Consider the following 25,575-nt stretch of genomic DNA (forward strand, 5'->3'; position numbering starts at 1 on the left):
ATTGAGAGTTGTTAGATGGAAGCCATGTTATTAATAGATGTTTTTTTATTTTGCACTAATTTTTAATTTTAATGAATTATTTAATTCGTTTAATTTTAGGTGTCCGCTACCCAGGGTGGCAGAAAGGTGGCAAACACGATTATTCGCCACCTTTCTAAATTTGTCTAAACCGTATTGACATTTATCAAAACCCTGCTATAATTACCTTTGTCCTAAGAAACCGGATATAAACTTTCAAGTTGCTCTTCCGTGGTAAGGAAGAGGTCAGCGGTTCGATTACGCTTGGAAGCTTTATTAAATGTATTATTACCAAGGTTTCTCAATAAGGAGAAAGCTTTTTTTATTGCGAGATGCGGAAGTAGTTCAGTGGTAGAACACCACCTTGCCAAGGTGGGGGTCGCGGGTTCGAATCCCGTCTTCCGCTCCATTTATCCCAACGGGATATTGTAAATTGAATTGCGCCCGTAGCTCAATTGGATAGAGCGTTTGACTACGGATCAAAAGGTTAGGGGTTCGACTCCTCTCGGGCGCGCCATATCTTTTAATAGAATAGATGGGAAATCGGGAAGTAGCTCAGCTTGGTAGAGCACATGGTTTGGGACCATGGGGTCGCAGGTTCGAATCCTGTCTTCCCGACCATTTTTTATGGGGCCTTAGCTCAGCTGGGAGAGCGCCTGCTTTGCACGCAGGAGGTCAGCGGTTCGATCCCGCTAGGCTCCACCAAAAGTTTTTAAAAAGTTGTTGACTTTGAAGAAGTGACGTTGTATACTAATAAAGTTGCTTTAACAAAGCGAACAAACAAAATGATCTTTGAAAACTAAACAAGACAAAACGTACCTGTTAATTCAGTTTTTAAAAAATCGCACAGCGATGTGCGTAGTCAGTCAAACTACTTTATCGGAGAGTTTGATCCTGGCTCAGGACGAACGCTGGCGGCGTGCCTAATACATGCAAGTCGAGCGGACAGATGGGAGCTTGCTCCCTGATGTTAGCGGCGGACGGGTGAGTAACACGTGGGTAACCTGCCTGTAAGACTGGGATAACTCCGGGAAACCGGGGCTAATACCGGATGGTTGTTTGAACCGCATGGTTCAAACATAAAAGGTGGCTTCGGCTACCACTTACAGATGGACCCGCGGCGCATTAGCTAGTTGGTGAGGTAACGGCTCACCAAGGCGACGATGCGTAGCCGACCTGAGAGGGTGATCGGCCACACTGGGACTGAGACACGGCCCAGACTCCTACGGGAGGCAGCAGTAGGGAATCTTCCGCAATGGACGAAAGTCTGACGGAGCAACGCCGCGTGAGTGATGAAGGTTTTCGGATCGTAAAGCTCTGTTGTTAGGGAAGAACAAGTACCGTTCGAATAGGGCGGTACCTTGACGGTACCTAACCAGAAAGCCACGGCTAACTACGTGCCAGCAGCCGCGGTAATACGTAGGTGGCAAGCGTTGTCCGGAATTATTGGGCGTAAAGGGCTCGCAGGCGGTTTCTTAAGTCTGATGTGAAAGCCCCCGGCTCAACCGGGGAGGGTCATTGGAAACTGGGGAACTTGAGTGCAGAAGAGGAGAGTGGAATTCCACGTGTAGCGGTGAAATGCGTAGAGATGTGGAGGAACACCAGTGGCGAAGGCGACTCTCTGGTCTGTAACTGACGCTGAGGAGCGAAAGCGTGGGGAGCGAACAGGATTAGATACCCTGGTAGTCCACGCCGTAAACGATGAGTGCTAAGTGTTAGGGGGTTTCCGCCCCTTAGTGCTGCAGCTAACGCATTAAGCACTCCGCCTGGGGAGTACGGTCGCAAGACTGAAACTCAAAGGAATTGACGGGGGCCCGCACAAGCGGTGGAGCATGTGGTTTAATTCGAAGCAACGCGAAGAACCTTACCAGGTCTTGACATCCTCTGACAATCCTAGAGATAGGACGTCCCCTTCGGGGGCAGAGTGACAGGTGGTGCATGGTTGTCGTCAGCTCGTGTCGTGAGATGTTGGGTTAAGTCCCGCAACGAGCGCAACCCTTGATCTTAGTTGCCAGCATTCAGTTGGGCACTCTAAGGTGACTGCCGGTGACAAACCGGAGGAAGGTGGGGATGACGTCAAATCATCATGCCCCTTATGACCTGGGCTACACACGTGCTACAATGGACAGAACAAAGGGCAGCGAAACCGCGAGGTTAAGCCAATCCCACAAATCTGTTCTCAGTTCGGATCGCAGTCTGCAACTCGACTGCGTGAAGCTGGAATCGCTAGTAATCGCGGATCAGCATGCCGCGGTGAATACGTTCCCGGGCCTTGTACACACCGCCCGTCACACCACGAGAGTTTGTAACACCCGAAGTCGGTGAGGTAACCTTTTAGGAGCCAGCCGCCGAAGGTGGGACAGATGATTGGGGTGAAGTCGTAACAAGGTAGCCGTATCGGAAGGTGCGGCTGGATCACCTCCTTTCTAAGGATATTATACGGAATATAAGACCTTGGGTCTTATAAACAGAACGTTCCCTGTCTTGTTTAGTTTTGAAGGATCATTCCTTCGAAACGTGTTCTTTGAAAACTAGATAACAGTAGACATCACATTCAATTAGTAACACAAGATATCACATAGTGATTCTTTTTAACGGTTAAGTTAGAAAGGGCGCACGGTGGATGCCTTGGCACTAGGAGCCGATGAAGGACGGGACGAACACCGATATGCTTCGGGGAGCTGTAAGCAAGCTTTGATCCGGAGATTTCCGAATGGGGAAACCCACCACTCGTAATGGAGTGGTATCCATATCTGAATTCATAGGATATGAGAAGGCAGACCCGGGGAACTGAAACATCTAAGTACCCGGAGGAAGAGAAAGCAAATGCGATTCCCTGAGTAGCGGCGAGCGAAACGGGATTAGCCCAAACCAAGAGGCTTGCCTCTTGGGGTTGTAGGACACTCTGTACGGAGTTACAAAAGAACGAGGTAGATGAAGAGGTCTGGAAAGGCCCGCCATAGGAGGTAACAGCCCTGTAGTCAAAACTTCGTTCTCTCCTGAGTGGATCCTGAGTACGGCGGAACACGTGAAATTCCGTCGGAATCCGGGAGGACCATCTCCCAAGGCTAAATACTCCCTAGTGACCGATAGTGAACCAGTACCGTGAGGGAAAGGTGAAAAGCACCCCGGAAGGGGAGTGAAAGAGATCCTGAAACCGTGTGCCTACAAGTAGTCAGAGCCCGTTAACGGGTGATGGCGTGCCTTTTGTAGAATGAACCGGCGAGTTACGATCCCGTGCAAGGTTAAGCAGAAGATGCGGAGCCGCAGCGAAAGCGAGTCTGAATAGGGCGCATGAGTACGTGGTCGTAGACCCGAAACCAGGTGATCTACCCATGTCCAGGGTGAAGTTCAGGTAACACTGAATGGAGGCCCGAACCCACGCACGTTGAAAAGTGCGGGGATGAGGTGTGGGTAGGGGTGAAATGCCAATCGAACCTGGAGATAGCTGGTTCTCTCCGAAATAGCTTTAGGGCTAGCCTCAAGGTAAGAGTCTTGGAGGTAGAGCACTGATTGGACTAGGGGCCCCTACCGGGTTACCGAATTCAGTCAAACTCCGAATGCCAATGACTTATCCTTGGGAGTCAGACTGCGAGTGATAAGATCCGTAGTCGAAAGGGAAACAGCCCAGACCGCCAGCTAAGGTCCCAAAGTATACGTTAAGTGGAAAAGGATGTGGAGTTGCTTAGACAACCAGGATGTTGGCTTAGAAGCAGCCACCATTTAAAGAGTGCGTAATAGCTCACTGGTCGAGTGACTCTGCGCCGAAAATGTACCGGGGCTAAACGTATCACCGAAGCTGCGGACTGTTCTTCGAACAGTGGTAGGAGAGCGTTCTAAGGGCTGTGAAGCCAGACCGGAAGGACTGGTGGAGCGCTTAGAAGTGAGAATGCCGGTATGAGTAGCGAAAGAGGGGTGAGAATCCCCTCCACCGAATGCCTAAGGTTTCCTGAGGAAGGCTCGTCCGCTCAGGGTTAGTCGGGACCTAAGCCGAGGCCGAAAGGCGTAGGCGATGGACAACAGGTTGATATTCCTGTACCACCTCCTCACCATTTGAGCAATGGGGGGACGCAGGAGGATAGGGTAAGCGCGGTATTGGATATCCGCGTCCAAGCAGTTAGGCTGGGAAATAGGCAAATCCGTTTCCCATAAGGCTGAGCTGTGATGGCGAGCGAAATATAGTAGCGAAGTTCCTGATTCCACACTGCCAAGAAAAGCCTCTAGCGAGGTGAGAGGTGCCCGTACCGCAAACCGACACAGGTAGGCGAGGAGAGAATCCTAAGGTGATCGAGAGAACTCTCGTTAAGGAACTCGGCAAAATGACCCCGTAACTTCGGGAGAAGGGGTGCTCTGTTAGGGTGCAAGCCCGAGAGAGCCGCAGTGAATAGGCCCAGGCGACTGTTTAGCAAAAACACAGGTCTCTGCGAAGCCGTAAGGCGAAGTATAGGGGCTGACGCCTGCCCGGTGCTGGAAGGTTAAGAGGAGCGCTTAGCGTAAGCGAAGGTGCGAATTGAAGCCCCAGTAAACGGCGGCCGTAACTATAACGGTCCTAAGGTAGCGAAATTCCTTGTCGGGTAAGTTCCGACCCGCACGAAAGGCGCAACGATCTGGGCACTGTCTCAACGAGAGACTCGGTGAAATTATAGTACCTGTGAAGATGCAGGTTACCCGCGACAGGACGGAAAGACCCCGTGGAGCTTTACTGCAGCCTGATATTGAATGTTGGTACAGCTTGTACAGGATAGGTAGGAGCCTTGGAAACCGGAGCGCCAGCTTCGGTGGAGGCATCGGTGGGATACTACCCTGGCTGTATTGACCTTCTAACCCGCCGCCCTTATCGGGCGGGGAGACAGTGTCAGGTGGGCAGTTTGACTGGGGCGGTCGCCTCCTAAAAGGTAACGGAGGCGCCCAAAGGTTCCCTCAGAATGGTTGGAAATCATTCGCAGAGTGTAAAGGCACAAGGGAGCTTGACTGCGAGACCTACAAGTCGAGCAGGGACGAAAGTCGGGCTTAGTGATCCGGTGGTTCCGCATGGAAGGGCCATCGCTCAACGGATAAAAGCTACCCCGGGGATAACAGGCTTATCTCCCCCAAGAGTCCACATCGACGGGGAGGTTTGGCACCTCGATGTCGGCTCATCGCATCCTGGGGCTGTAGTCGGTCCCAAGGGTTGGGCTGTTCGCCCATTAAAGCGGTACGCGAGCTGGGTTCAGAACGTCGTGAGACAGTTCGGTCCCTATCCGTCGCGGGCGCAGGAAATTTGAGAGGAGCTGTCCTTAGTACGAGAGGACCGGGATGGACGCACCGCTGGTGTACCAGTTGTTCTGCCAAGGGCATCGCTGGGTAGCTATGTGCGGACGGGATAAGTGCTGAAAGCATCTAAGCATGAAGCCCCCCTCAAGATGAGATTTCCCATTCCGCAAGGAAGTAAGATCCCTGAAAGATGATCAGGTTGATAGGTCTGAGGTGGAAGTGTGGCGACACATGGAGCTGACAGATACTAATCGATCGAGGACTTAACCATATTTTTGAATGATGTCACACCTGTTATCTAGTTTTGAGAGAACACTCTCAATTTGTTTGGTGGCGATAGCGAAGAGGTCACACCCGTTCCCATACCGAACACGGAAGTTAAGCTCTTCAGCGCCGATGGTAGTCGGGGGTTTCCCCCTGTGAGAGTAGGACGCCGCCAAGCAATTGCACGTTAGTGTAATTTTTTTAAAAAAGTTGTTGACTTTGAAGAAGTGACGTTGTATACTAATAAAGTTGCTTTAACAAAGCAAACAAACAAAATGATCTTTGAAAACTAAACAAGACAAAACGTACCTGTTAATTCAGTTTTTAAAAAATCGCACAGCGATGTGCGTAGTCAGTCAAACTACTTTATCGGAGAGTTTGATCCTGGCTCAGGACGAACGCTGGCGGCGTGCCTAATACATGCAAGTCGAGCGGACAGATGGGAGCTTGCTCCCTGATGTTAGCGGCGGACGGGTGAGTAACACGTGGGTAACCTGCCTGTAAGACTGGGATAACTCCGGGAAACCGGGGCTAATACCGGATGGTTGTTTGAACCGCATGGTTCAAACATAAAAGGTGGCTTCGGCTACCACTTACAGATGGACCCGCGGCGCATTAGCTAGTTGGTGAGGTAACGGCTCACCAAGGCGACGATGCGTAGCCGACCTGAGAGGGTGATCGGCCACACTGGGACTGAGACACGGCCCAGACTCCTACGGGAGGCAGCAGTAGGGAATCTTCCGCAATGGACGAAAGTCTGACGGAGCAACGCCGCGTGAGTGATGAAGGTTTTCGGATCGTAAAGCTCTGTTGTTAGGGAAGAACAAGTACCGTTCGAATAGGGCGGTACCTTGACGGTACCTAACCAGAAAGCCACGGCTAACTACGTGCCAGCAGCCGCGGTAATACGTAGGTGGCAAGCGTTGTCCGGAATTATTGGGCGTAAAGGGCTCGCAGGCGGTTTCTTAAGTCTGATGTGAAAGCCCCCGGCTCAACCGGGGAGGGTCATTGGAAACTGGGGAACTTGAGTGCAGAAGAGGAGAGTGGAATTCCACGTGTAGCGGTGAAATGCGTAGAGATGTGGAGGAACACCAGTGGCGAAGGCGACTCTCTGGTCTGTAACTGACGCTGAGGAGCGAAAGCGTGGGGAGCGAACAGGATTAGATACCCTGGTAGTCCACGCCGTAAACGATGAGTGCTAAGTGTTAGGGGGTTTCCGCCCCTTAGTGCTGCAGCTAACGCATTAAGCACTCCGCCTGGGGAGTACGGTCGCAAGACTGAAACTCAAAGGAATTGACGGGGGCCCGCACAAGCGGTGGAGCATGTGGTTTAATTCGAAGCAACGCGAAGAACCTTACCAGGTCTTGACATCCTCTGACAATCCTAGAGATAGGACGTCCCCTTCGGGGGCAGAGTGACAGGTGGTGCATGGTTGTCGTCAGCTCGTGTCGTGAGATGTTGGGTTAAGTCCCGCAACGAGCGCAACCCTTGATCTTAGTTGCCAGCATTCAGTTGGGCACTCTAAGGTGACTGCCGGTGACAAACCGGAGGAAGGTGGGGATGACGTCAAATCATCATGCCCCTTATGACCTGGGCTACACACGTGCTACAATGGACAGAACAAAGGGCAGCGAAACCGCGAGGTTAAGCCAATCCCACAAATCTGTTCTCAGTTCGGATCGCAGTCTGCAACTCGACTGCGTGAAGCTGGAATCGCTAGTAATCGCGGATCAGCATGCCGCGGTGAATACGTTCCCGGGCCTTGTACACACCGCCCGTCACACCACGAGAGTTTGTAACACCCGAAGTCGGTGAGGTAACCTTTTAGGAGCCAGCCGCCGAAGGTGGGACAGATGATTGGGGTGAAGTCGTAACAAGGTAGCCGTATCGGAAGGTGCGGCTGGATCACCTCCTTTCTAAGGATATTATACGGAATATAAGACCTTGGGTCTTATAAACAGAACGTTCCCTGTCTTGTTTAGTTTTGAAGGATCATTCCTTCGAAACGTGTTCTTTGAAAACTAGATAACAGTAGACATCACATTCAATTAGTAACACAAGATATCACATAGTGATTCTTTTTAACGGTTAAGTTAGAAAGGGCGCACGGTGGATGCCTTGGCACTAGGAGCCGATGAAGGACGGGACGAACACCGATATGCTTCGGGGAGCTGTAAGCAAGCTTTGATCCGGAGATTTCCGAATGGGGAAACCCACCACTCGTAATGGAGTGGTATCCATATCTGAATTCATAGGATATGAGAAGGCAGACCCGGGGAACTGAAACATCTAAGTACCCGGAGGAAGAGAAAGCAAATGCGATTCCCTGAGTAGCGGCGAGCGAAACGGGATTAGCCCAAACCAAGAGGCTTGCCTCTTGGGGTTGTAGGACACTCTGTACGGAGTTACAAAAGAACGAGGTAGATGAAGAGGTCTGGAAAGGCCCGCCATAGGAGGTAACAGCCCTGTAGTCAAAACTTCGTTCTCTCCTGAGTGGATCCTGAGTACGGCGGAACACGTGAAATTCCGTCGGAATCCGGGAGGACCATCTCCCAAGGCTAAATACTCCCTAGTGACCGATAGTGAACCAGTACCGTGAGGGAAAGGTGAAAAGCACCCCGGAAGGGGAGTGAAAGAGATCCTGAAACCGTGTGCCTACAAGTAGTCAGAGCCCGTTAACGGGTGATGGCGTGCCTTTTGTAGAATGAACCGGCGAGTTACGATCCCGTGCAAGGTTAAGCAGAAGATGCGGAGCCGCAGCGAAAGCGAGTCTGAATAGGGCGCATGAGTACGTGGTCGTAGACCCGAAACCAGGTGATCTACCCATGTCCAGGGTGAAGTTCAGGTAACACTGAATGGAGGCCCGAACCCACGCACGTTGAAAAGTGCGGGGATGAGGTGTGGGTAGGGGTGAAATGCCAATCGAACCTGGAGATAGCTGGTTCTCTCCGAAATAGCTTTAGGGCTAGCCTCAAGGTAAGAGTCTTGGAGGTAGAGCACTGATTGGACTAGGGGCCCCTACCGGGTTACCGAATTCAGTCAAACTCCGAATGCCAATGACTTATCCTTGGGAGTCAGACTGCGAGTGATAAGATCCGTAGTCGAAAGGGAAACAGCCCAGACCGCCAGCTAAGGTCCCAAAGTATACGTTAAGTGGAAAAGGATGTGGAGTTGCTTAGACAACCAGGATGTTGGCTTAGAAGCAGCCACCATTTAAAGAGTGCGTAATAGCTCACTGGTCGAGTGACTCTGCGCCGAAAATGTACCGGGGCTAAACGTATCACCGAAGCTGCGGACTGTTCTTCGAACAGTGGTAGGAGAGCGTTCTAAGGGCTGTGAAGCCAGACCGGAAGGACTGGTGGAGCGCTTAGAAGTGAGAATGCCGGTATGAGTAGCGAAAGAGGGGTGAGAATCCCCTCCACCGAATGCCTAAGGTTTCCTGAGGAAGGCTCGTCCGCTCAGGGTTAGTCGGGACCTAAGCCGAGGCCGAAAGGCGTAGGCGATGGACAACAGGTTGATATTCCTGTACCACCTCCTCACCATTTGAGCAATGGGGGGACGCAGGAGGATAGGGTAAGCGCGGTATTGGATATCCGCGTCCAAGCAGTTAGGCTGGGAAATAGGCAAATCCGTTTCCCATAAGGCTGAGCTGTGATGGCGAGCGAAATATAGTAGCGAAGTTCCTGATTCCACACTGCCAAGAAAAGCCTCTAGCGAGGTGAGAGGTGCCCGTACCGCAAACCGACACAGGTAGGCGAGGAGAGAATCCTAAGGTGATCGAGAGAACTCTCGTTAAGGAACTCGGCAAAATGACCCCGTAACTTCGGGAGAAGGGGTGCTCTGTTAGGGTGCAAGCCCGAGAGAGCCGCAGTGAATAGGCCCAGGCGACTGTTTAGCAAAAACACAGGTCTCTGCGAAGCCGTAAGGCGAAGTATAGGGGCTGACGCCTGCCCGGTGCTGGAAGGTTAAGAGGAGCGCTTAGCGTAAGCGAAGGTGCGAATTGAAGCCCCAGTAAACGGCGGCCGTAACTATAACGGTCCTAAGGTAGCGAAATTCCTTGTCGGGTAAGTTCCGACCCGCACGAAAGGCGCAACGATCTGGGCACTGTCTCAACGAGAGACTCGGTGAAATTATAGTACCTGTGAAGATGCAGGTTACCCGCGACAGGACGGAAAGACCCCGTGGAGCTTTACTGCAGCCTGATATTGAATGTTGGTACAGCTTGTACAGGATAGGTAGGAGCCTTGGAAACCGGAGCGCCAGCTTCGGTGGAGGCATCGGTGGGATACTACCCTGGCTGTATTGACCTTCTAACCCGCCGCCCTTATCGGGCGGGGAGACAGTGTCAGGTGGGCAGTTTGACTGGGGCGGTCGCCTCCTAAAAGGTAACGGAGGCGCCCAAAGGTTCCCTCAGAATGGTTGGAAATCATTCGCAGAGTGTAAAGGCACAAGGGAGCTTGACTGCGAGACCTACAAGTCGAGCAGGGACGAAAGTCGGGCTTAGTGATCCGGTGGTTCCGCATGGAAGGGCCATCGCTCAACGGATAAAAGCTACCCCGGGGATAACAGGCTTATCTCCCCCAAGAGTCCACATCGACGGGGAGGTTTGGCACCTCGATGTCGGCTCATCGCATCCTGGGGCTGTAGTCGGTCCCAAGGGTTGGGCTGTTCGCCCATTAAAGCGGTACGCGAGCTGGGTTCAGAACGTCGTGAGACAGTTCGGTCCCTATCCGTCGCGGGCGCAGGAAATTTGAGAGGAGCTGTCCTTAGTACGAGAGGACCGGGATGGACGCACCGCTGGTGTACCAGTTGTTCTGCCAAGGGCATCGCTGGGTAGCTATGTGCGGACGGGATAAGTGCTGAAAGCATCTAAGCATGAAGCCCCCCTCAAGATGAGATTTCCCATTCCGCAAGGAAGTAAGATCCCTGAAAGATGATCAGGTTGATAGGTCTGAGGTGGAAGTGTGGCGACACATGGAGCTGACAGATACTAATCGATCGAGGACTTAACCATATTTTTGAATGATGTCACACCTGTTATCTAGTTTTGAGAGAACACTCTCAATTTGTTTGGTGGCGATAGCGAAGAGGTCACACCCGTTCCCATACCGAACACGGAAGTTAAGCTCTTCAGCGCCGATGGTAGTCGGGGGTTTCCCCCTGTGAGAGTAGGACGCCGCCAAGCAAGCTTAAACCCAGCTCATTGAGCTGGGTTTTTTATTTTATATCTGTGCCGATTTGCTTTCATCAGTATCCATTTTATAAAGCTTCTGCTTTTTAAGTTTTCTAATACTTTTGAATCCAATACAATCACCCAGCATGATCAACATGAGAGTCATAAATAATCAAAATGCAGTTTGTACGGGAGACTCATCCAGACTCCATCCGTCTGCAATTGGCAGGATAGTGCCGCCAATCCATTGGCAGCGAGCAGCATGCCTGTCGTTTGTTCTGTTTTCCCATGATAAAATTGATTGGTGACAATTAAGATAATGGCGAACATGCCGGCCATAAATAAGTCCTAAGAAAAAACTAAGAATAATCCCTGCAAAAGCTGTTTTATTGATTGCCAAAATACAGAGTTAAATGAGGCCGCTCATATTTATCAGCCTGAGATAATGATGATAGGTTATTTTTTCGGAAACCGGCTCGGGTTGCCAAATGAGAGAAAAGATATTACTGTCATTAAAACGATTCTTGGTTTCATCCGGATATGATAAAATGTCTCAGACTATATTTGAGCCATTTTTTTCTTCAGCAATCATCTTGCGTAATTGATAAAAATTTATTATGATACTCTTTGTATGACAACTCCTTGCCTCAATACAATATACTCAACGTTTCCCCGTTTTCTCCGGTCGTTTTTCTTTTCATTTTCTCCCGTAAAATAAAAAAAGCTCCCAATACAATAGATATGGTGCGGATTTATTTTTTACTAAAAAGGAGTCGTTATATTTGAATAATAGTTTTACATTAAAACAGCAATGGTTCGGGAATATCCGAAAAGACATTCTTGCTGGCATTTTAGTTGCGTTAGCGTTAATACCTGAAGCGATTGGCTTTTCTATTATAGCCGGTGTGGATCCGATGGTCGGTCTTTATGCGTCATTTTGCATAGCCATTATTATTTCTATTTTTGGCGGCAGACCTGGCATGATTTCAGCTGCGACAGGCTCAATGGCAGTTGTTATGGTGTCGCTGGTTGCTGATCATGGGCTTCAGTATTTATTTGCAGCTACGATTTTGACTGGCATTATTCAAGTGATTTTAGGTATCAGTAAAATTGCAAGATTAATGAAATTCATCCCGCGTTCTGTGATGATCGGGTTTGTGAATGCGCTGGCAATCCTTATCTTCTCTGCGCAGCTTCCCCAGTTTGAAGGTGCTTCTTGGAGCATGTATGCGATGCTTGCCGGGTCGTTGGTTATTATTTATGTGCTGCCAAGGTTTACGACTGCTGTTCCGTCTCCGCTTGTGGCGATTATTGTGATGACAATTATTGCGGTCACTTTCCATGTGGATGTGCGGACGGTTGGTGATATGGGCAATATTTCTAGTTCATTGCCTCATTTCTTAATCCCTGATGTTCCGTTTACCTTTGAAACACTGCAAATTATTTTTCCTTATTCAATTGCTTTAGCGTTTGTCGGGTTGCTTGAATCTTTGCTGACAGCACAGATTATTGATGAAATGACGGATACGGATAGTGATAAAAATAAAGAGAGCCGCGGACAGGGAATTGCGAATATCGTGACTGGATTCTTTGGCGGAATGGCAGGCTGCGCTATGATCGGACAATCTGTCATTAATACAAAAGCGGGCGGTCGCGGACGTTTGTCAGCATTTGTTGCCGGTGCTTTTCTGATGTTTTTAATTGCGGTGTTAAGTCATGTCGTGGTGAAAATCCCAATGGCGGCGTTAGTGGCTGTAATGGTTATGGTGTCTGTCGGCACTTTTGATTGGTCTTCTTTAAAAGGTCTCAAAAAAGCGCCGCTCACGGACTCGATTGTCACGGTTGTGACTGTGGTTACGGTTGTTGTGACGGATGACTTATCTAAGGGTGTATTTGTCGGTGTTCTTTTAAGTGCCGTGTTCTTTGTGGCAAAAATCTCGAAGCTGAAAATCGTTTCTCATGCAGAGGATCAAAAGCTTAGAACGTATCAAGTGAAGGGGCAAATCTTTTTTGCGTCAGTGACGGATCTTGCAAATGCGTTTATATATCAAGAGGATATTGAGCGGGTTGTGATTGACTTAACTGAAGCTCACGTATGGGACGATTCTGGTGCGGCCGCACTTGATAAGATTGTTGCGAAGTTTAAGGAACAAGGCATTGAAGCTGAGTTAAAAGGTTTGAATAAAGCGAGTAAATCTCTAATGAAACAAATGGCATAAAATAGAGAAGCCCAGATGAATGAGACCTGGGCTTTTTTATATAACATACACTTAAGCAGCATTGATATAATAGAGAGAAGAGAAATTTTAAATAGGGGACTTGCATATGATGCTTCAAAAGCTGAACCGTGTATTGGGAAGAGTTATGCCGCTGTTAACGCCGACTAGTGTGGTGTTGGGCGTGCTGCTGTCTCAGTTTTTAAATGGGTATGAATGGGCTGTGCCTTGGATCTTTGCTTTTATTACGTTTGCAGGCAGTTTGAGCGCGAACTTTCAATCTTTGAGACATGCATTGTCTCACCCTCTCCCTATGATTCTTGCACTATTCGTTCTTCATATTTTCATGCCGCTTTTTGCTTGGGGCAGCGGCCATCTTATATTTAAAGGTGATCCTTTGACGATTACCGGTTTAACATTGGCTGTTGTGATTCCTACGGGGATTACAAGCTTGATTTGGGCAGCGATGTACAAAGGGAATGTCGGTTTGACACTTTCGATTATTTTAGTTGATACTGTGCTGTCACCGCTAATCGTACCGCTGAGTCTTTCATTGCTGGCCGGCGCTCAGGTTCACATGGATGTGTGGGGAATGATGAAAGGTCTGATTGTAATGGTCGTGATTCCTTCTTTTTTGGGCATGCTGTTTAATCAGATGTCATCTCCAGAAAGAACTGCGTTTGTGAGCAGTGCGCTGTCGCCTTTTTCAAAGCTTTGCTTGATGGCAGTGATTGCGATTAACAGTTCAGCGATTGCTCCTTATTTCAAATCCATTGATTTGAGATTTGCAGGAATAGCTGTAACGGTATTCTTTATCGCGTTAACAGGTTATGCCGCTGCTTGGCTGATCGGAAAAATGATGAAAAGGCGGCAAGAGGAAATAGTCTCTCTTATATTTACGGGAGGCATGAGGAATATTAGTGCCGGCGCAGTTCTTGCCGTTACGTTCTTCCCGTCTCAGGTTGCCGTTCCTGTTGTGATCGGCATGCTGTTTCAGCAGATATTGGCTGCTTTGTTTGGCTATATGCTGAATCGTTTTGAATTAAAACCAATGTTGCAGAAAGCATAAAAAAACCGCTCATAGGGTTGAGCGGTTTTTTCCGTATAGCCATTCGAGCGCGTTGATGAACTGTTTGCAGAAATACTTGCGGTGGTGCACCGCTCCTTTTTCAATTGAAAGACACAACTGGTCTTCAGTGAAGCCTTTTTCTTTTAGACTTTGATGTACTTGCTTTGTTTTTTTCAGCATATGTCGCTGAATGGATTGTTTTTCACGGCCTTCTTCACTCCCGATAGACATGAAAACACGTGCAGTGCCGGGCTTTAAAGAAGATATATGAATGGTTTCCGCTGCGTTCTCGTACCAGTATGAACCTGATATAGAGCCTATTTTCCCGAACATTGACGGATATTTTAATATGGCGAACATTGAGATGAGGCCGCCTAATGAGGCACCGATCATTCCTCTTGACTGCGGTTCCCTGGTGACGTTCCAGTTTTCTTCGATTAGCGGAATGAACTGGTTCGTTATATCAGACAGATAGTGATATCCCATTCCGCCGAAGTCCGTGAACCGATCACTGAGTGATGCAGCCGGCCAAGGGGTGTATTCATCAAGCCGGTTTTCGGGTTCGATACCGATCAGCACGAGTTCAGGGAGCCTTTGCTGTTGATATGCGCTTTCTAATAATTCGATTTGGTTTTGGAACAAAGAACTGCCATCCTGCACGTAAACAGCAGGAAATTCCCGGCTGTCTGTGCTGTAGGAAGGAGGGAGGTACAGCGTGAACCTCCTGTTGCCGGCTTTGTGTTCTGAAAGAGATCCTTTCAAGCATTCTCCCCCTTTTTTTGCTTGAAAAGCAGATATAAGAAATAAGGAACTCCGAGGATCGCCAAAATGATGCCTGCGGGCACTTCTGCGGGCTGAAAAAACAGTTTTCCGGCAAAGTCTGCGCTTATCACAAGAAGCATCCCGATTAAACCGCTCAGTGGCAGGATATAGCGATGTTCGACGCCAGCCAGTCTCCGTGAGATATGGGGAGCAATTAAGCCGACAAACGCCATACTTCCCGCTACGGAGACACAGGCGCTGATGATTGCTACACAGGCTACGAGCAGGATGGTTTTTTCTTTATTTGATGAAATGCCGAGGCTTCTGACTGTGTCTTCATCAAAACGGATGGTGTCGAGCAGGCGGGATTTGCCGATAAGAATCGGTATAAACAGCAGCATCCATGGGAGAACGGCTGTGATATACGTCCAGTTGGCAGACCAGATGCTTCCGTTTTTCCACACCATGGCCATTTGATAGTCTTGCGGGTCCATTTTTAAAGATAAAAACAAAGACAGGGCGCTGAATCCTGAATTGATCGCAATCCCTACCAGAATAATTCTTCCTGAATCTAAATTGCCTCTGTGCCATGCAAATATGTAAATCAGGATCGCCGCGATGAGCCCGCCTATCAATCCAAAGAGCGGCATTCCCATCGCTGCAGCTATGGATGTCACTTCCTTCTGGCCTTGGAATAAGAGCATAAACGCTACAATGCCAGCTCCTGCCCCTGCGTTGATTCCGAGAATTCCAGGGTCAGCAAGCCCGTTTCTCGTGATGGCCTGGATAACAGCGCCTGCAATGCCAAGACCGAGTCCAATAATAGCAGCCATGACAACCCGCGGCAGTCTTAAATCGAACAGCAAAATTTCATACTGCGGATTCGGGTCGATTTGAAAAAGAGTGGAGAGCAGCTCAGCAGGACGAACAGAAAATGATCCGCTCGTTAAGCTGAAATAACTGACAACAAGAATCAAAGCGATGAACAATGCATATTTTTTAGCCATTTTGCTCCCCTCCTTTTCGTTTAATTAAATAAAGGAAGAAAGGTACGCCGATAATGGATGTTACGACCTCAATCGGTGTTTCAAACGGATAGTTGATAAATCTGCTTGCGAGATCACACAAGGTTAAAAAGATTCCGCCCAAAATACAGGAACACGGAATCAGCCTGCTGTAATCAGAGCCGACGAGAAATCTCGTGATATGCGGAACAACCAACCCGACAAACGCAATTTTTCCGGCCAGCGCTACGGCACTGCCGGTTAAAATGATGACGGAAAGCATAGCCATGATTTTAATGGTTTTTTTCTTTTGCCCTAGGCTTTTAGAAATGTCGTCCCCTAATGATACAGCGGTTACCTTTTTGCTGAGAGAAATGGCCATTATAATGCCAATCAGGAAAAACGGAGCGGCAAGCTTCAGGAAATCCGGACTCATTTGATGAAGTCTGGCACTGTACCAGAAACTGAGATCCTGAGAAATTTGAAAATAAATCGACATGGCCGCTGATAAGCTGCTGAGCAGCATGCTTGTGACTGTGCCGATGATGGCGAGCTGCACGGGGGTAAATCCGTTTGGCATCATGGCGGCAAGGCCGAATACTAACACCGCTCCTAACGCTGAGCCGATAAAAGAGTATATCATCATTTCAATCGAAGATGATTGCGGGAGCAGAACCATGCAAAGCGTAATGATAAACGCTGAACCATCTGAAACACCCATAATGGAAGGCGAAGCTAAATAATTGCGCGTAATGCCCTGCATAAGCGCTCCAGAAACAGCAAGGGCTGCCCCTATGAGCAGAGCGCCGGCAGCCCTTGGAATCCGGGAATGCCATATAATTTGATGGTCTGTGTTTCCCGGATCGAAATGAATAAGAGATGTAAAAACAATATCTGTGCTAAGATGCTTTGCCCCATAAAGGATTGAAAGTAAAAGTGACATCGCTATAGCAAATGGAGAAGTAATCAATATGATACGTGTCCACTGTTTTGAATACATACAAAAACCTACTCTGAATTAGTTTTGTGTCAATTTTTCAGCAGCCGCTTTCAGGAAACGGACTTTGCTCCAAGCTGTGCCGCCTTGTGCGAGAGGGTCCACTGAGTTGACATACACATGGTCTTCTTTGACTGCTTTAAGGCTTTTCCAGATTGGATTTTTCTCTAAATCTTTTAAGGCATCAGGTTTGTCTGCATTTTCATCATCAGAAAATTGGACGAAAATATGGTCCGGGTTCATTTCACTTAATTTTTCTAATGAAATCAGCTCTTGCGCTTTTGCAGCTTTTACTTCGTTCGGCGCCTTAAGGCCTAAATCACCGTATAGTGTGGAGTTGAAATACACCTGTTCAGGGTAAATGTAAATGTTGCCTTGTCTGATTCTGATGACAAGCGCTTTTGAATCTTTCGCTTTATCGTTGATTTTTGTTTTTGTTTCTTTTAGATCCTGTTCATAGTCTGCAATAATTTTCTTTGCTTTTTTCTCTTTTCCAGTCAGCTGGGCAAGAAGCATCATGTTTTCCTTCCAGTTTGAAGAGATATGAGAAACTGGGATCGTCGTGCCTGCTGTGCTGATTTTTTGCAGCGTTTTTTCCGGAAACTTTGTTGAAGCAAGGATAACATCTGGCTTCATTTCAAGAATCTTTTCAATATTTGGCTCCATTTTTTCTCCGGTTGGTTCGGCTTTATCAGTGATGTCTTTGAACATATCAGGGAATTTGCCGGAGAATGAAATTGCGCCTTGCGGATGAACGTCAAGCAATTTCGCGTCTTCCATTGATTCAACGCTTCCCGTAATGGCAATTTTGTTTGTCGGTACAGTTACTTCATATGTTTTATCAAGGTATTCAATTTTCTTCTTCTCAGATGCTGTGCCGCTTGCCTTGCTGGCAGTTGATTCATTTTTGCTGCCGCAAGCTGCCGCTGTCAGCGCGAGAAGCAAGATTAATAAGGTAAGAGATATCTTTTTCATCTATAGAGCCTCCTGTTCAATTGATAACTATTATCAATTGGAATTATAGAGAATGAACAGATATAACACCATGGACAAATTCCTGATTTATCATGGACAATCTCCGGATAGTAAAGAAACAGTTTGCTGAACGATGCGTTCGTGCCCGCAAGCTGAGTATTCATTCCACGGATCAAGGGATAGAAGATAAACACGGTTATTCCGTACCGCGCTTAGGTTTTGCCATGCTTCTGTCTGCTGTAATTGCTGGTAGTAAGCTATGGTCTCCGGCTCTTTAAAAAGAAAAAGCATCATACAGTCAGCTTGGTAATTTGCGATATTTTCTAACGAAATCGCTTGTTCTGAAGGTGTGTCAGCCGTTGTTGCCGAGCTGAATCCTAAATCCCCAAAGAAAACTTCGCGGACACTTCGGTTATGTGCCAGATAGAAGTTTTGCTTATGCAGCCTCAAAAAGAGAAAACGCAGCCCTTGAACGTGCTGAAGTGTTTTTTTGGCGGCTGTTGTCTGCTGGTCATAATCCGCTAGCCACTTTTCTGCTTCGGACTCTTCCTTTAAAAATGAGGCAGTTTGCAGAAAGTGGGTTCTCCAGCTTTCTTCTGAAGGAAGGTACATGACTTCTGCGATGCGATTCAGGCGATCTTGTTCTTCTGGAGAAATAGAATCCATGCTGACAATCACATCTGGTTCTGCCTGTGATAACGTGTACAGGTTTTCTTCCCACTTTTCATTAAACCGGTATGCACTAAGCTGGACGGGTATATCTGTCGAATAATGCTGATAGTAGTAAGACGTCCATTTCGGATGCAGAGCGGCCGCAAAAGGTATGTGGTGAAGAGGGATGAGATGGCCCATTGTGCCCCTTCCGTATGCGGCGATTTTCTTTCGGCGTTTTTTCATATAGCTTGTAGGTGAACAGCCTGTATATTTTTTAAAGATTCTGCTGAAATAAAATTCATCTTGATAACCGGTTTGGTGTGCGATTTCTTTCAATTTGCAGTTTGATTTTGCCATGAGCCGTTTTGCCTTTGTGATTCGTGTTTTCGTAATAAATTCTGTTACGCTTTGTCCTGTCCATTTTTTAAAGCTTTCACTGTAGTGTTTGGCACTGATTCCTGCCATTTGCGACAGTTGGGCAAGCGTGATTTTTGTATCGGCATGGGTTTCGATATAGTGTTTTGTTTTTTCGATTGCTGAATGTGTATCCGTTTGATCAGATAAACTGGCAGTAAAGAGGTCATAAATCAGGCTTTGTACTTCAATCCCACATTTTAGCTGAGAAAGCTGAGACGATTCATTCCATAGTGCGGCAAGCTCTTGAAGCCGGACTGCAAGATTTTCGATATGTGAAACATTCATAAGCTTCAGGTTGGCTAATTCCGATTTTGTGCATGGTGTGAAAATATCTTGCCCGGTTTCCTTGATATAGCTTTGAAGCCTGATTATACAGGCATCTATATGTCCATCGGCTGCTGGCGTAAAGCCAAAGGTCTCGTTAGGCGGACAAACATAAAGTGTCTTTTTTTGCAGAGGATTGGTGTTTGTTCCGATCGAAATATATCCGTTTCCTTTTAAATGAAAAATCAGCACGAATGAATCGGCTAATTGCTGTTCTGAGAAGAGATCACTTGTCTTTTTTAGATATTCAATTTGTACTGGTTGATAAATCACTGCATTTTGCACGAGTAGACCACCTTTTCAGAGGCTTTCAATTGATAATCATTTTCAATGAAAATTGTACCAAATAAATGAAAGTTTTCCTATATAAAGCGGGTGGGTTTTTAGCATGAAAAAAACCCTTACTTATGTGTAAAAGTAAGGGTCTTTCGTTCAATAAGAATATGTTACACGTGTAACATATGATGCTTCCGTTCTAATAAATGAGATACTTTTTTCTTGTTTTGCTGAATTGTTGGAGTGTTGTTTCATAGCTGTTTATGATGTCCTCAACCGAAGTTCCATTTTCAATTTTTGTTCTGATCCAGCCGTTGCCTGCCAGTTTATCAAATGAACCTGTTGACAGGAACTCAAAATCCTCAGGATAGAGATCGTGTATGGTTTTAATGACTGAAAGACCCGTTTTAACGGCTTCAAACTTATCTCTGTCTGTCACATAGAGCTGCACACCGTGGCAAAGCTTTCCTTGATGTTTAGAAAACGTCGGTGTGAAGGATGCTGCCCTAAATGTAACGCCCGGCAAATGGAGGCTGTTTAATGTTTCTTCAAGTTCTGTGCTTTTGATAAAGGGAGCTCCGATCAATTCGAATGGCTTTGTTGTCCCTCGCCCTTCGGATATATTTGTTCCTTCAATCAGCCCGGTTGCAGGATAAACAAATGTGCTTTCCACCGTCGGCATGTTAGGCGAAGGGAGGACGAAAGGCAATCGGGTATCGTCAAAATCCATTTTTCGTTTCCAGTGTTTCATTTTTACCACTGTAAGATCAGCATCAATACTAAATTCTTTGTTGAACAGTGAAGCCAATTCGCCTATCGTCATCCCATGCTTCAATGGAATGGGATACAATCCGACAAATGAGGCGTATTCAGGTTCTAAGATTGGTCCTTCAATATGATTCCCGCCTTGAGGATTCGGACGGTCCAGCACCATAAATGGAATGCCGTTTTCTTTAGCGGCTTCCATTGCGTATGCCATTGTATAAATGTACGTGTAGAAACGGGTCCCGACATCCTGAATGTCAAACATTAGAATATCGACATTTTTCAGCATTTCTGGAGTCGGTTTTTTCGTTTTTCCGTAGAGGCTGTATACGGGAACCCCGGTTTTTTCGTCAATGTAAGAGCCTACCTCGTCTCCAGCCTGGGCGTCACCGCGGACGCCGTGTTCAGGGCCGAATAAAGCTGTCAGTTTGATATCAGGGTTCTCGTAAAGAATATCGACACTGCTTTTCAGAGATGCGTTTACTCCGGTTGGATTGGTGATCAGTCCGATGCGTTTTCCCTTGAGCTGTTTTTTATAGTCTGGCAAGAGCGTGTCTATCCCAGTCTGGACTTTAGGTTTTTTAGCCGTTTGATTCTTTGAATCGGGTGAAGCAGAGGCAGCGGTTATCGTTCCGAACATCATGAGCCCTGTCAGAAAAGCGAATATTGTTTTTCTCATGTGTCCCTCCTTATTAAAGCGGTCTTCCCGTTTTGATATTTAATCCGTAGCCAAATGGGTAAAGGGTGTTCCCTGGTTTCGTGACTGACGGAATGTCAACTGGAAGTGTGCCTTTAGGTTTTGCCTGGCCGAATATCGCCATCACTCCGGCCGGAATATTAGGTTGAAGATAACGGCCATTTGCGTATCCTTTAAAGCCATAGACTGCAATCAGTGCCTTTGCTTCTTCGAAATTAGCTGCATCATAGGGGTTGCGCAGGCTCATTAAGACAAATGGTTTGTTGTGCTGCAGTGCGGCTTTCATGACAGCTCTCGGAAACACGGTGGCCCATTTGCTTGAATCTGATATTGTGTCGTCGATGACACCGTCGTTGACGACAGGGTCATTTTTGACGACATAGGAGCCGGTAATGATATAATCAGCCTCTTTTACTTGTTTTTCATGCTCGGCCTTAAATACTTGGTTGGCAAAGTTCATTTTGCTGAGGGATACGGGTTTGATTTTCTTTCGCTTGATGAGATCGTGAATGGTTTGTTCGATTGAATCCGTTTGTTCTTCGTAAGGTGCCACAATTAAGATGTGGCTGCCTTTTTTAGGCTTGAACGGCAAAGTGTGCTGTTCATTTTTTAATACGGTCACTGCTTTTTCAGCTATTTTTTTCTCTGCTTTCAGGTGTTGCTTGCTTCCTACGATTTTTTTGGCTTTGGCTATTTTTTCTTTTGTACTGTCGCTGTTTCGTGCTGGATACATGCCGCGTTTTATTTTCAGGGAAATGATTCTTTCAACTGATTTGTTGATTTGTTGTTCAGGAATATCCCCGTTTTTCACGGCTTCTTTCAAAGCTTGAATAACACGTGCGAATTTCTGTTCTTCTTTCATTGAAGTGACTGAGGCTGGCATTAATGCAATATCGACACCAGCTTTTACGGCCATGACCACAGCCTCTTCCTGTCCGAAATGATCTGCAATTGCCTTCATATTGAGCGCATCGGTAACGATGACCCCATTAAAGCCCATTTCCTGACGAAGAAGACCTGTCATCACTTTTTGCGAAAGTGTAGCTGGAACCAGAATGTCCGATCCATCGAGTTTGCTTTTGTATGTGGTGTCGTCGAAGGCAGGGAATTGAACATGGGCTGTCATCACCATATCAGCACCAGCATCAATTGCTTTTTGAAAAGGATAAAGTTCGACCTCACGAAGCCGTTCTTGGCCATGGGAAACGAGCGGCAGTCCATAATGGCTGTCAACGTCCGTGTCTCCATGTCCCGGGAAATGTTTGAGGGCAGACGCGATATCCTGCCGCTGCAACCCTTTCATCGTGTATAAACCGAGACGTGATGTCAGTTCTCGATTGGAGCTGAATGACCGTACGCCGATTACAGGATTATCGGGATTATTGTTAATGTCCACGACAGGGCTGAAATCTGTATTGATGCCTAAGGCAGAGAGCTCTTTCCCGATAATGCTGCCGGTCTGATACGCATTGATTCTGCTTCTGGCTGCGCCCAGCGCCATATTCCCTGGGAAATTAGTGCCCTCCCCTAACCTCGTTACAATGCCGCCTTCCTGATCAATACTCAGCATGAGCGGGATTTTTGGACTTGCCTTTTGGTAATCGTCTGTCAGTTGGACAGTTTGTTTTGTTGTTTTTACATTTTCTGCAAAAAGGATGATGCCTCCGAATTGATATTTCTTGACGAGGCTGGCGACTTCATCATTCATTTCTGTAAGGGCTTGCGGAGAGGACTCGCCTTCCTTTTGCCAATTTCTAAAATCAGGCATCAGCATCTGGCCGAGTTTTTCATCTAACGACATACGATTGACAATCTGATTGGCATCGATTGCACGTTTGGATGCAGAGGCTTCTGTCTGTCTGGCCCCGAAAAAGCATGAAAGAAAGAGAACGGCTGAAAGGATAAGCGGAAAGACAGGTCTCATAGAAACTTCCTCCTATCGTCTAATCATTCACTCCATCGCTTCATAAATCGCAGTTATGACATTTCCATAACTGCCTGTTGCAAATTGATCACCCTCAAAGACGTTTGGATTTTCTTCCGGATCAATAACTGGTGTATGCTTTTTATTTGTTAACAATGCGATGCCTAAATTGTATGCTGGATCAATAATTGTAACTGTCCCCGTCCAGCCGGTATGCCCGTAAGCATTTTTGCTGGCATGAGGGCCAAACATCCATTCCATGCTTTTACTTCCGTTCCGCCTCCAGCCAAGAGCGAATGTCGGGTCTGTTACTGAAGGTGCTGTAAACAGGTCGGCTGTTTTCTGATCAAATAAAGAAATGTTTCGGTATGAACCTTTGTTTAACATGACTTGCAGCAGTATGGCCATATCATCTGCATTTGAGAACAATCCGGCATGCCCAGACACGCCATCCATTGAGTAAAACGCTTTTTCGTCATGCACCTCTCCTTGCAGCGTGTTTGTGCGGATGTTAGGGAATTGAATAACGCCGTCACGTGTATTGCCCATTCGTTCAGTAGCTGCGAACTGTTTCGGTTTAAAGCCCTTTTGCAGCGGATTGTACAAGGTATGCTTCAGCCTGAGCGGTTTGTAGAGCTCTTGCTCCGTGTAGACATCAAGCGGTTTGCCAGTGAGTTTTTCGACAATACACCCAAGTAGCATATATCCAATGTCACTGTATACGTGTTTTGTCCCGGTTTGATAATCGAGCGGAATTTTCGTCAAATATTCAATCGTTTTGTCCCGTTCTTGGGAATAGTACTTGCCGGCTTTTTCCGGCGTGTAAAAGTAAAAGCTTGATGGGAGCCCTGATTGGTGCTGGAGGACATCAATGACACGTATCTTGTCTTTTCCTTTTATGAGGTTACCCGGCTGATCCTTGAAACCCGGCAAATATGCAGAAACTTTTTCATAGACGTCAAGTTTTCCTTGGCTGACTAAGCGCTGCAATGCAAAATTTGTTGCGTACATTTTTGTATTTGAGGCTAAGTCAAACATCGTGCGGGTTTTCATTTTGGCCGGACGGCGCAGCAGTTCTGATCCTTCGTACTTTTTACTGTAGCCGTATGCTGCTTTTTTTATGATGCGTCCATCCTTCACCACCACAAGAACGGCGCCTGGAAATCCTGCTGCAATATCCCGTTCTATCATCTGATCTACCTTCCTTAGCTTCTTCGTCGAGAATTGTGCAGTTTCTGCATTTATGATTTTCGGCTCAATCAAGTTGTCTGCTGTTTGTGCGAAGGTTTCATTTGGCGCAAATATCGATAGGGTTAAAATGGCACTGAATATGAACAGTGTCTTTGTTTTCACAGGCTAGCCCCTTTCTGTGCTTCTATCCCGTTTACTATCCCTAAAACAGAAACAATTTAATCGAACTGAGAAGCCATTTCATCTTTATATCCGAATGCATAGGTCAATAAAAAACCGGCCGCGTAGGAAATAAAGAGCCCAACGATATACAGGATGATTTGCGAAGGCAGGACTAGAAAAGAAAGCGGCAGTCCGGAGACACCAATCGCAATGGTGGCTACTTGAAAATAAGCTTGAAAGGCGCCGCCGATTCCAGCTCCTAAACATGCTGTTAAAAACGGACGGCCAAGCGGCAGCGTGACTCCGAAAATAAGCGGTTCACCAATGCCGAGCAGTCCCGATGGAAGCCCGCCGGCGATTGCTTTCCTCAGTGTTGTTTTTTTCGTCTTCACGAAAACGGCAAAGGCCGCGCCTACCTGTCCTGCACCTCCCATAGCCAAAATAGGGAGCAGAGGATCATTGCCAATTGAATTGATCAGTTCCATGTGCACAGGCGTCAAGCCTTGATGCAGTCCGGTTACGACGAGAGGAAGGAAGGTTGCGCCCAGAATAAAGCCTGCAGCGATGCCGCCGATGTCCAGGATGGACAGAAGGCCGGATGTAATGGCATCAGAAATGAATCCGCCTAAAGGCATAAATACGACATACGTTACGATTCCGGTGATTAACAGTGAAACGGTGGGTGTGACAATGATATCGAGTGATTGAGGGATAAAACGGCGAATAAATTGTTCGGTGTAAGCAATGAATATGGCTGCGAAAAGGACGCCGATCAGACCTCCCCTGCCCGGGAGAAGCTCTTCTCCAAATAAACTGATTTTTGCGATCTCCGGATTGATAATCAAGATCCCGGCCAAAGCCCCAAGTGCGGGTGTCCCGCCAAATTCTTTCGAAGCGTTAATACCGACGAGAATGCCGAGATAAGTGAACAGCCCTGATCCGATGACTGTCAGGATAATCGCAATTTGTGAGTCTGCAGAGAGCCAGCCTGCTTGAATAATTGCTTTGGTAATCCCAGTAATTAAACCGGAAGCGACTAGAGCGGGAATAAGAGGGATAAAAATGCTGGCAATTTTACGTAAGAAAAGTTTAAAAGGAGTGGCATTTTTCCGATTGATATCGGCTTTCTTTTTGGCGGCTGCTTCTTTGACATCGGCACCTTCTTCTGCTGACACGAGCTTTGAGAAAGCAGCTGTAACATGATTGACGACTCCTGTGCCGAGGATAATTTGTAAGGTTTCAGCTTCAACGACCCCCAATACGCCGTCAAGCTTTCTTAAAGCCTGAGCATCCGCTTTGCTTTCATCGTAAGGCGTAATGCGCAGGCGTGTCATGCAATGCGTATATGAAGAAATATTGGATTTTCCTCCGCATAGCTCAAGGATTTTCTGTGCGAGATGATGGTAGTTATTTTCTTTGCTCATTAAAACCCCT

11 protein-coding genes, 4 tRNA genes, 6 rRNA genes and 1 pseudogene are annotated in these 25,575 nt (G+C 47.2%); 12 read left to right on the forward strand and 10 right to left on the reverse strand.

From position 1 onward, the window contains the following. Positions 1-352: 352 nt before the first annotated feature. The 10 genes from NSQ12_RS01085 to rrf (NSQ12_RS01130) all read left to right on the forward strand — a co-directional run bounded on the left by NSQ12_RS01085 (position 353) and on the right by rrf (NSQ12_RS01130) (position 10,720). Positions 353-427: transfer RNA gene (locus tag NSQ12_RS01085), tRNA-Gly, on the forward strand. A 31-nt stretch (positions 428-458) separates the two neighbouring features. Continuing rightward, positions 459-535: transfer RNA gene (locus tag NSQ12_RS01090), tRNA-Arg, on the forward strand. Positions 536-562: 27 nt separating this feature from the next. Further along, positions 563-639: transfer RNA gene (locus NSQ12_RS01095), tRNA-Pro, on the forward strand. Between the two features lie 8 nt (positions 640-647). Continuing rightward, a tRNA-Ala gene (locus NSQ12_RS01100) sits at positions 648-723 on the forward strand. Positions 724-894: 171 nt separating this feature from the next. After that, positions 895-2,444, forward strand: a 16S ribosomal RNA gene (locus NSQ12_RS01105). Positions 2,445-2,614: 170 nt separating this feature from the next. Continuing rightward, positions 2,615-5,542, forward strand: a 23S ribosomal RNA gene (locus NSQ12_RS01110). 55 nt (positions 5,543-5,597) lie between these two features. Further along, a 5S ribosomal RNA gene (gene rrf, locus NSQ12_RS01115) occupies positions 5,598-5,713 on the forward strand. A gap of 188 nt (positions 5,714-5,901) precedes the next feature. After that, positions 5,902-7,451, forward strand: a 16S ribosomal RNA gene (locus tag NSQ12_RS01120). A 170-nt stretch (positions 7,452-7,621) separates the two neighbouring features. After that, a 23S ribosomal RNA gene (locus NSQ12_RS01125) occupies positions 7,622-10,549 on the forward strand. A gap of 55 nt (positions 10,550-10,604) precedes the next feature. Beyond that, positions 10,605-10,720: ribosomal RNA gene (rrf, locus tag NSQ12_RS01130) — 5S ribosomal RNA — on the forward strand. The 16S, 23S and 5S rRNA genes sit together here with 4 tRNA genes alongside, the layout of an rRNA operon. Positions 10,721-10,757: 37 nt before the next feature. On the opposite strand, the pseudogene NSQ12_RS01135 reads toward rrf (NSQ12_RS01130), so the two are convergent. Beyond that, a pseudogene (locus NSQ12_RS01135) lies at positions 10,758-11,183 on the reverse strand (MFS transporter); the annotation flags it as partial. 307 nt (positions 11,184-11,490) lie between these two features. Here NSQ12_RS01135 and NSQ12_RS01140 point away from each other — a divergent pair. Together NSQ12_RS01140 and NSQ12_RS01145 are read left to right on the forward strand one after the other, a co-directional pair. Further along, positions 11,491-12,927, forward strand: a complete 1,437-nt coding sequence (locus NSQ12_RS01140; protein ID WP_163138467.1) for a SulP family inorganic anion transporter — start codon at positions 11,491-11,493, stop codon at positions 12,925-12,927. A gap of 145 nt (positions 12,928-13,072) precedes the next feature. Beyond that, positions 13,073-13,993 (forward strand): bile acid:sodium symporter family protein, encoded by a 921-nt coding sequence (locus tag NSQ12_RS01145; protein ID WP_010886390.1) that lies wholly within the window; start codon positions 13,073-13,075, stop codon positions 13,991-13,993. 9 nt (positions 13,994-14,002) lie between these two features. On the opposite strand, the gene NSQ12_RS01150 is transcribed toward NSQ12_RS01145, so the two are convergent. The 9 genes from NSQ12_RS01150 to NSQ12_RS01190 form a co-directional block, all read right to left on the reverse strand. Beyond that, positions 14,003-14,755, reverse strand: a complete 753-nt coding sequence (locus NSQ12_RS01150) for an alpha/beta hydrolase (RefSeq protein ID WP_163138466.1) — start codon at positions 14,753-14,755, stop codon at positions 14,003-14,005. Then, on the reverse strand, positions 14,752-15,762 hold the full coding sequence (gene feuC, locus NSQ12_RS01155) for an iron ABC transporter permease FeuC (protein WP_003234980.1): 1,011 nt from the start codon (positions 15,760-15,762) through the stop codon (positions 14,752-14,754). The genes NSQ12_RS01150 and feuC overlap by 4 nt, the downstream gene beginning before the upstream one ends. Beyond that, positions 15,755-16,759, reverse strand: coding sequence for an iron ABC transporter permease (locus NSQ12_RS01160; RefSeq protein ID WP_043858238.1), 1,005 nt, complete (start codon positions 16,757-16,759; stop codon positions 15,755-15,757). Before NSQ12_RS01160 ends, feuC begins: the two co-directional genes overlap by 8 nt. Positions 16,760-16,777: 18 nt before the next feature. Beyond that, a complete protein-coding gene (gene feuA / locus NSQ12_RS01165) occupies positions 16,778-17,731 on the reverse strand; it encodes an iron ABC transporter substrate-binding protein FeuA (protein WP_015252974.1) in 954 nt (317 codons plus the stop codon). Between the two features lie 90 nt (positions 17,732-17,821). Continuing rightward, a complete protein-coding gene (gene btr, locus NSQ12_RS01170; RefSeq protein ID WP_163138465.1) occupies positions 17,822-19,411 on the reverse strand; it encodes a bacillibactin transport transcriptional regulator Btr in 1,590 nt (529 codons plus the stop codon). A 190-nt stretch (positions 19,412-19,601) separates the two neighbouring features. Then, positions 19,602-20,846 carry an exo-beta-N-acetylmuramidase NamZ domain-containing protein gene (locus NSQ12_RS01175; RefSeq protein ID WP_120027719.1) on the reverse strand — a complete coding sequence of 415 codons (1,245 nt, stop codon included), beginning with the start codon at positions 20,844-20,846 and terminating at the stop codon, positions 19,602-19,604. 13 nt (positions 20,847-20,859) lie between these two features. After that, entirely contained in the window at positions 20,860-22,788 is a 1,929-nt protein-coding gene (nagZ, locus tag NSQ12_RS01180; protein WP_163138464.1) for a beta-N-acetylhexosaminidase, read from the reverse strand. Positions 22,789-22,815: 27 nt separating this feature from the next. Next, the gene (gene amiE, locus NSQ12_RS01185) at positions 22,816-24,141 is read right to left on the reverse strand and encodes an N-acetylmuramoyl-L-alanine amidase (protein ID WP_163138463.1); all 1,326 of its coding nucleotides are present in this window, start codon (positions 24,139-24,141) and stop codon (positions 22,816-22,818) included. Positions 24,142-24,197: 56 nt separating this feature from the next. After that, positions 24,198-25,565, reverse strand: a complete 1,368-nt coding sequence (locus NSQ12_RS01190; RefSeq protein WP_003234968.1) for a PTS transporter subunit EIIC — start codon at positions 25,563-25,565, stop codon at positions 24,198-24,200. Positions 25,566-25,575: the final 10 nt, after the last annotated feature.

Origin of the sequence: Bacillus sp. PS95, assembly GCF_037963565.1 — a bacterium.
GTDB lineage: Bacteria > Bacillota > Bacilli > Bacillales > Bacillaceae > Bacillus > Bacillus subtilis.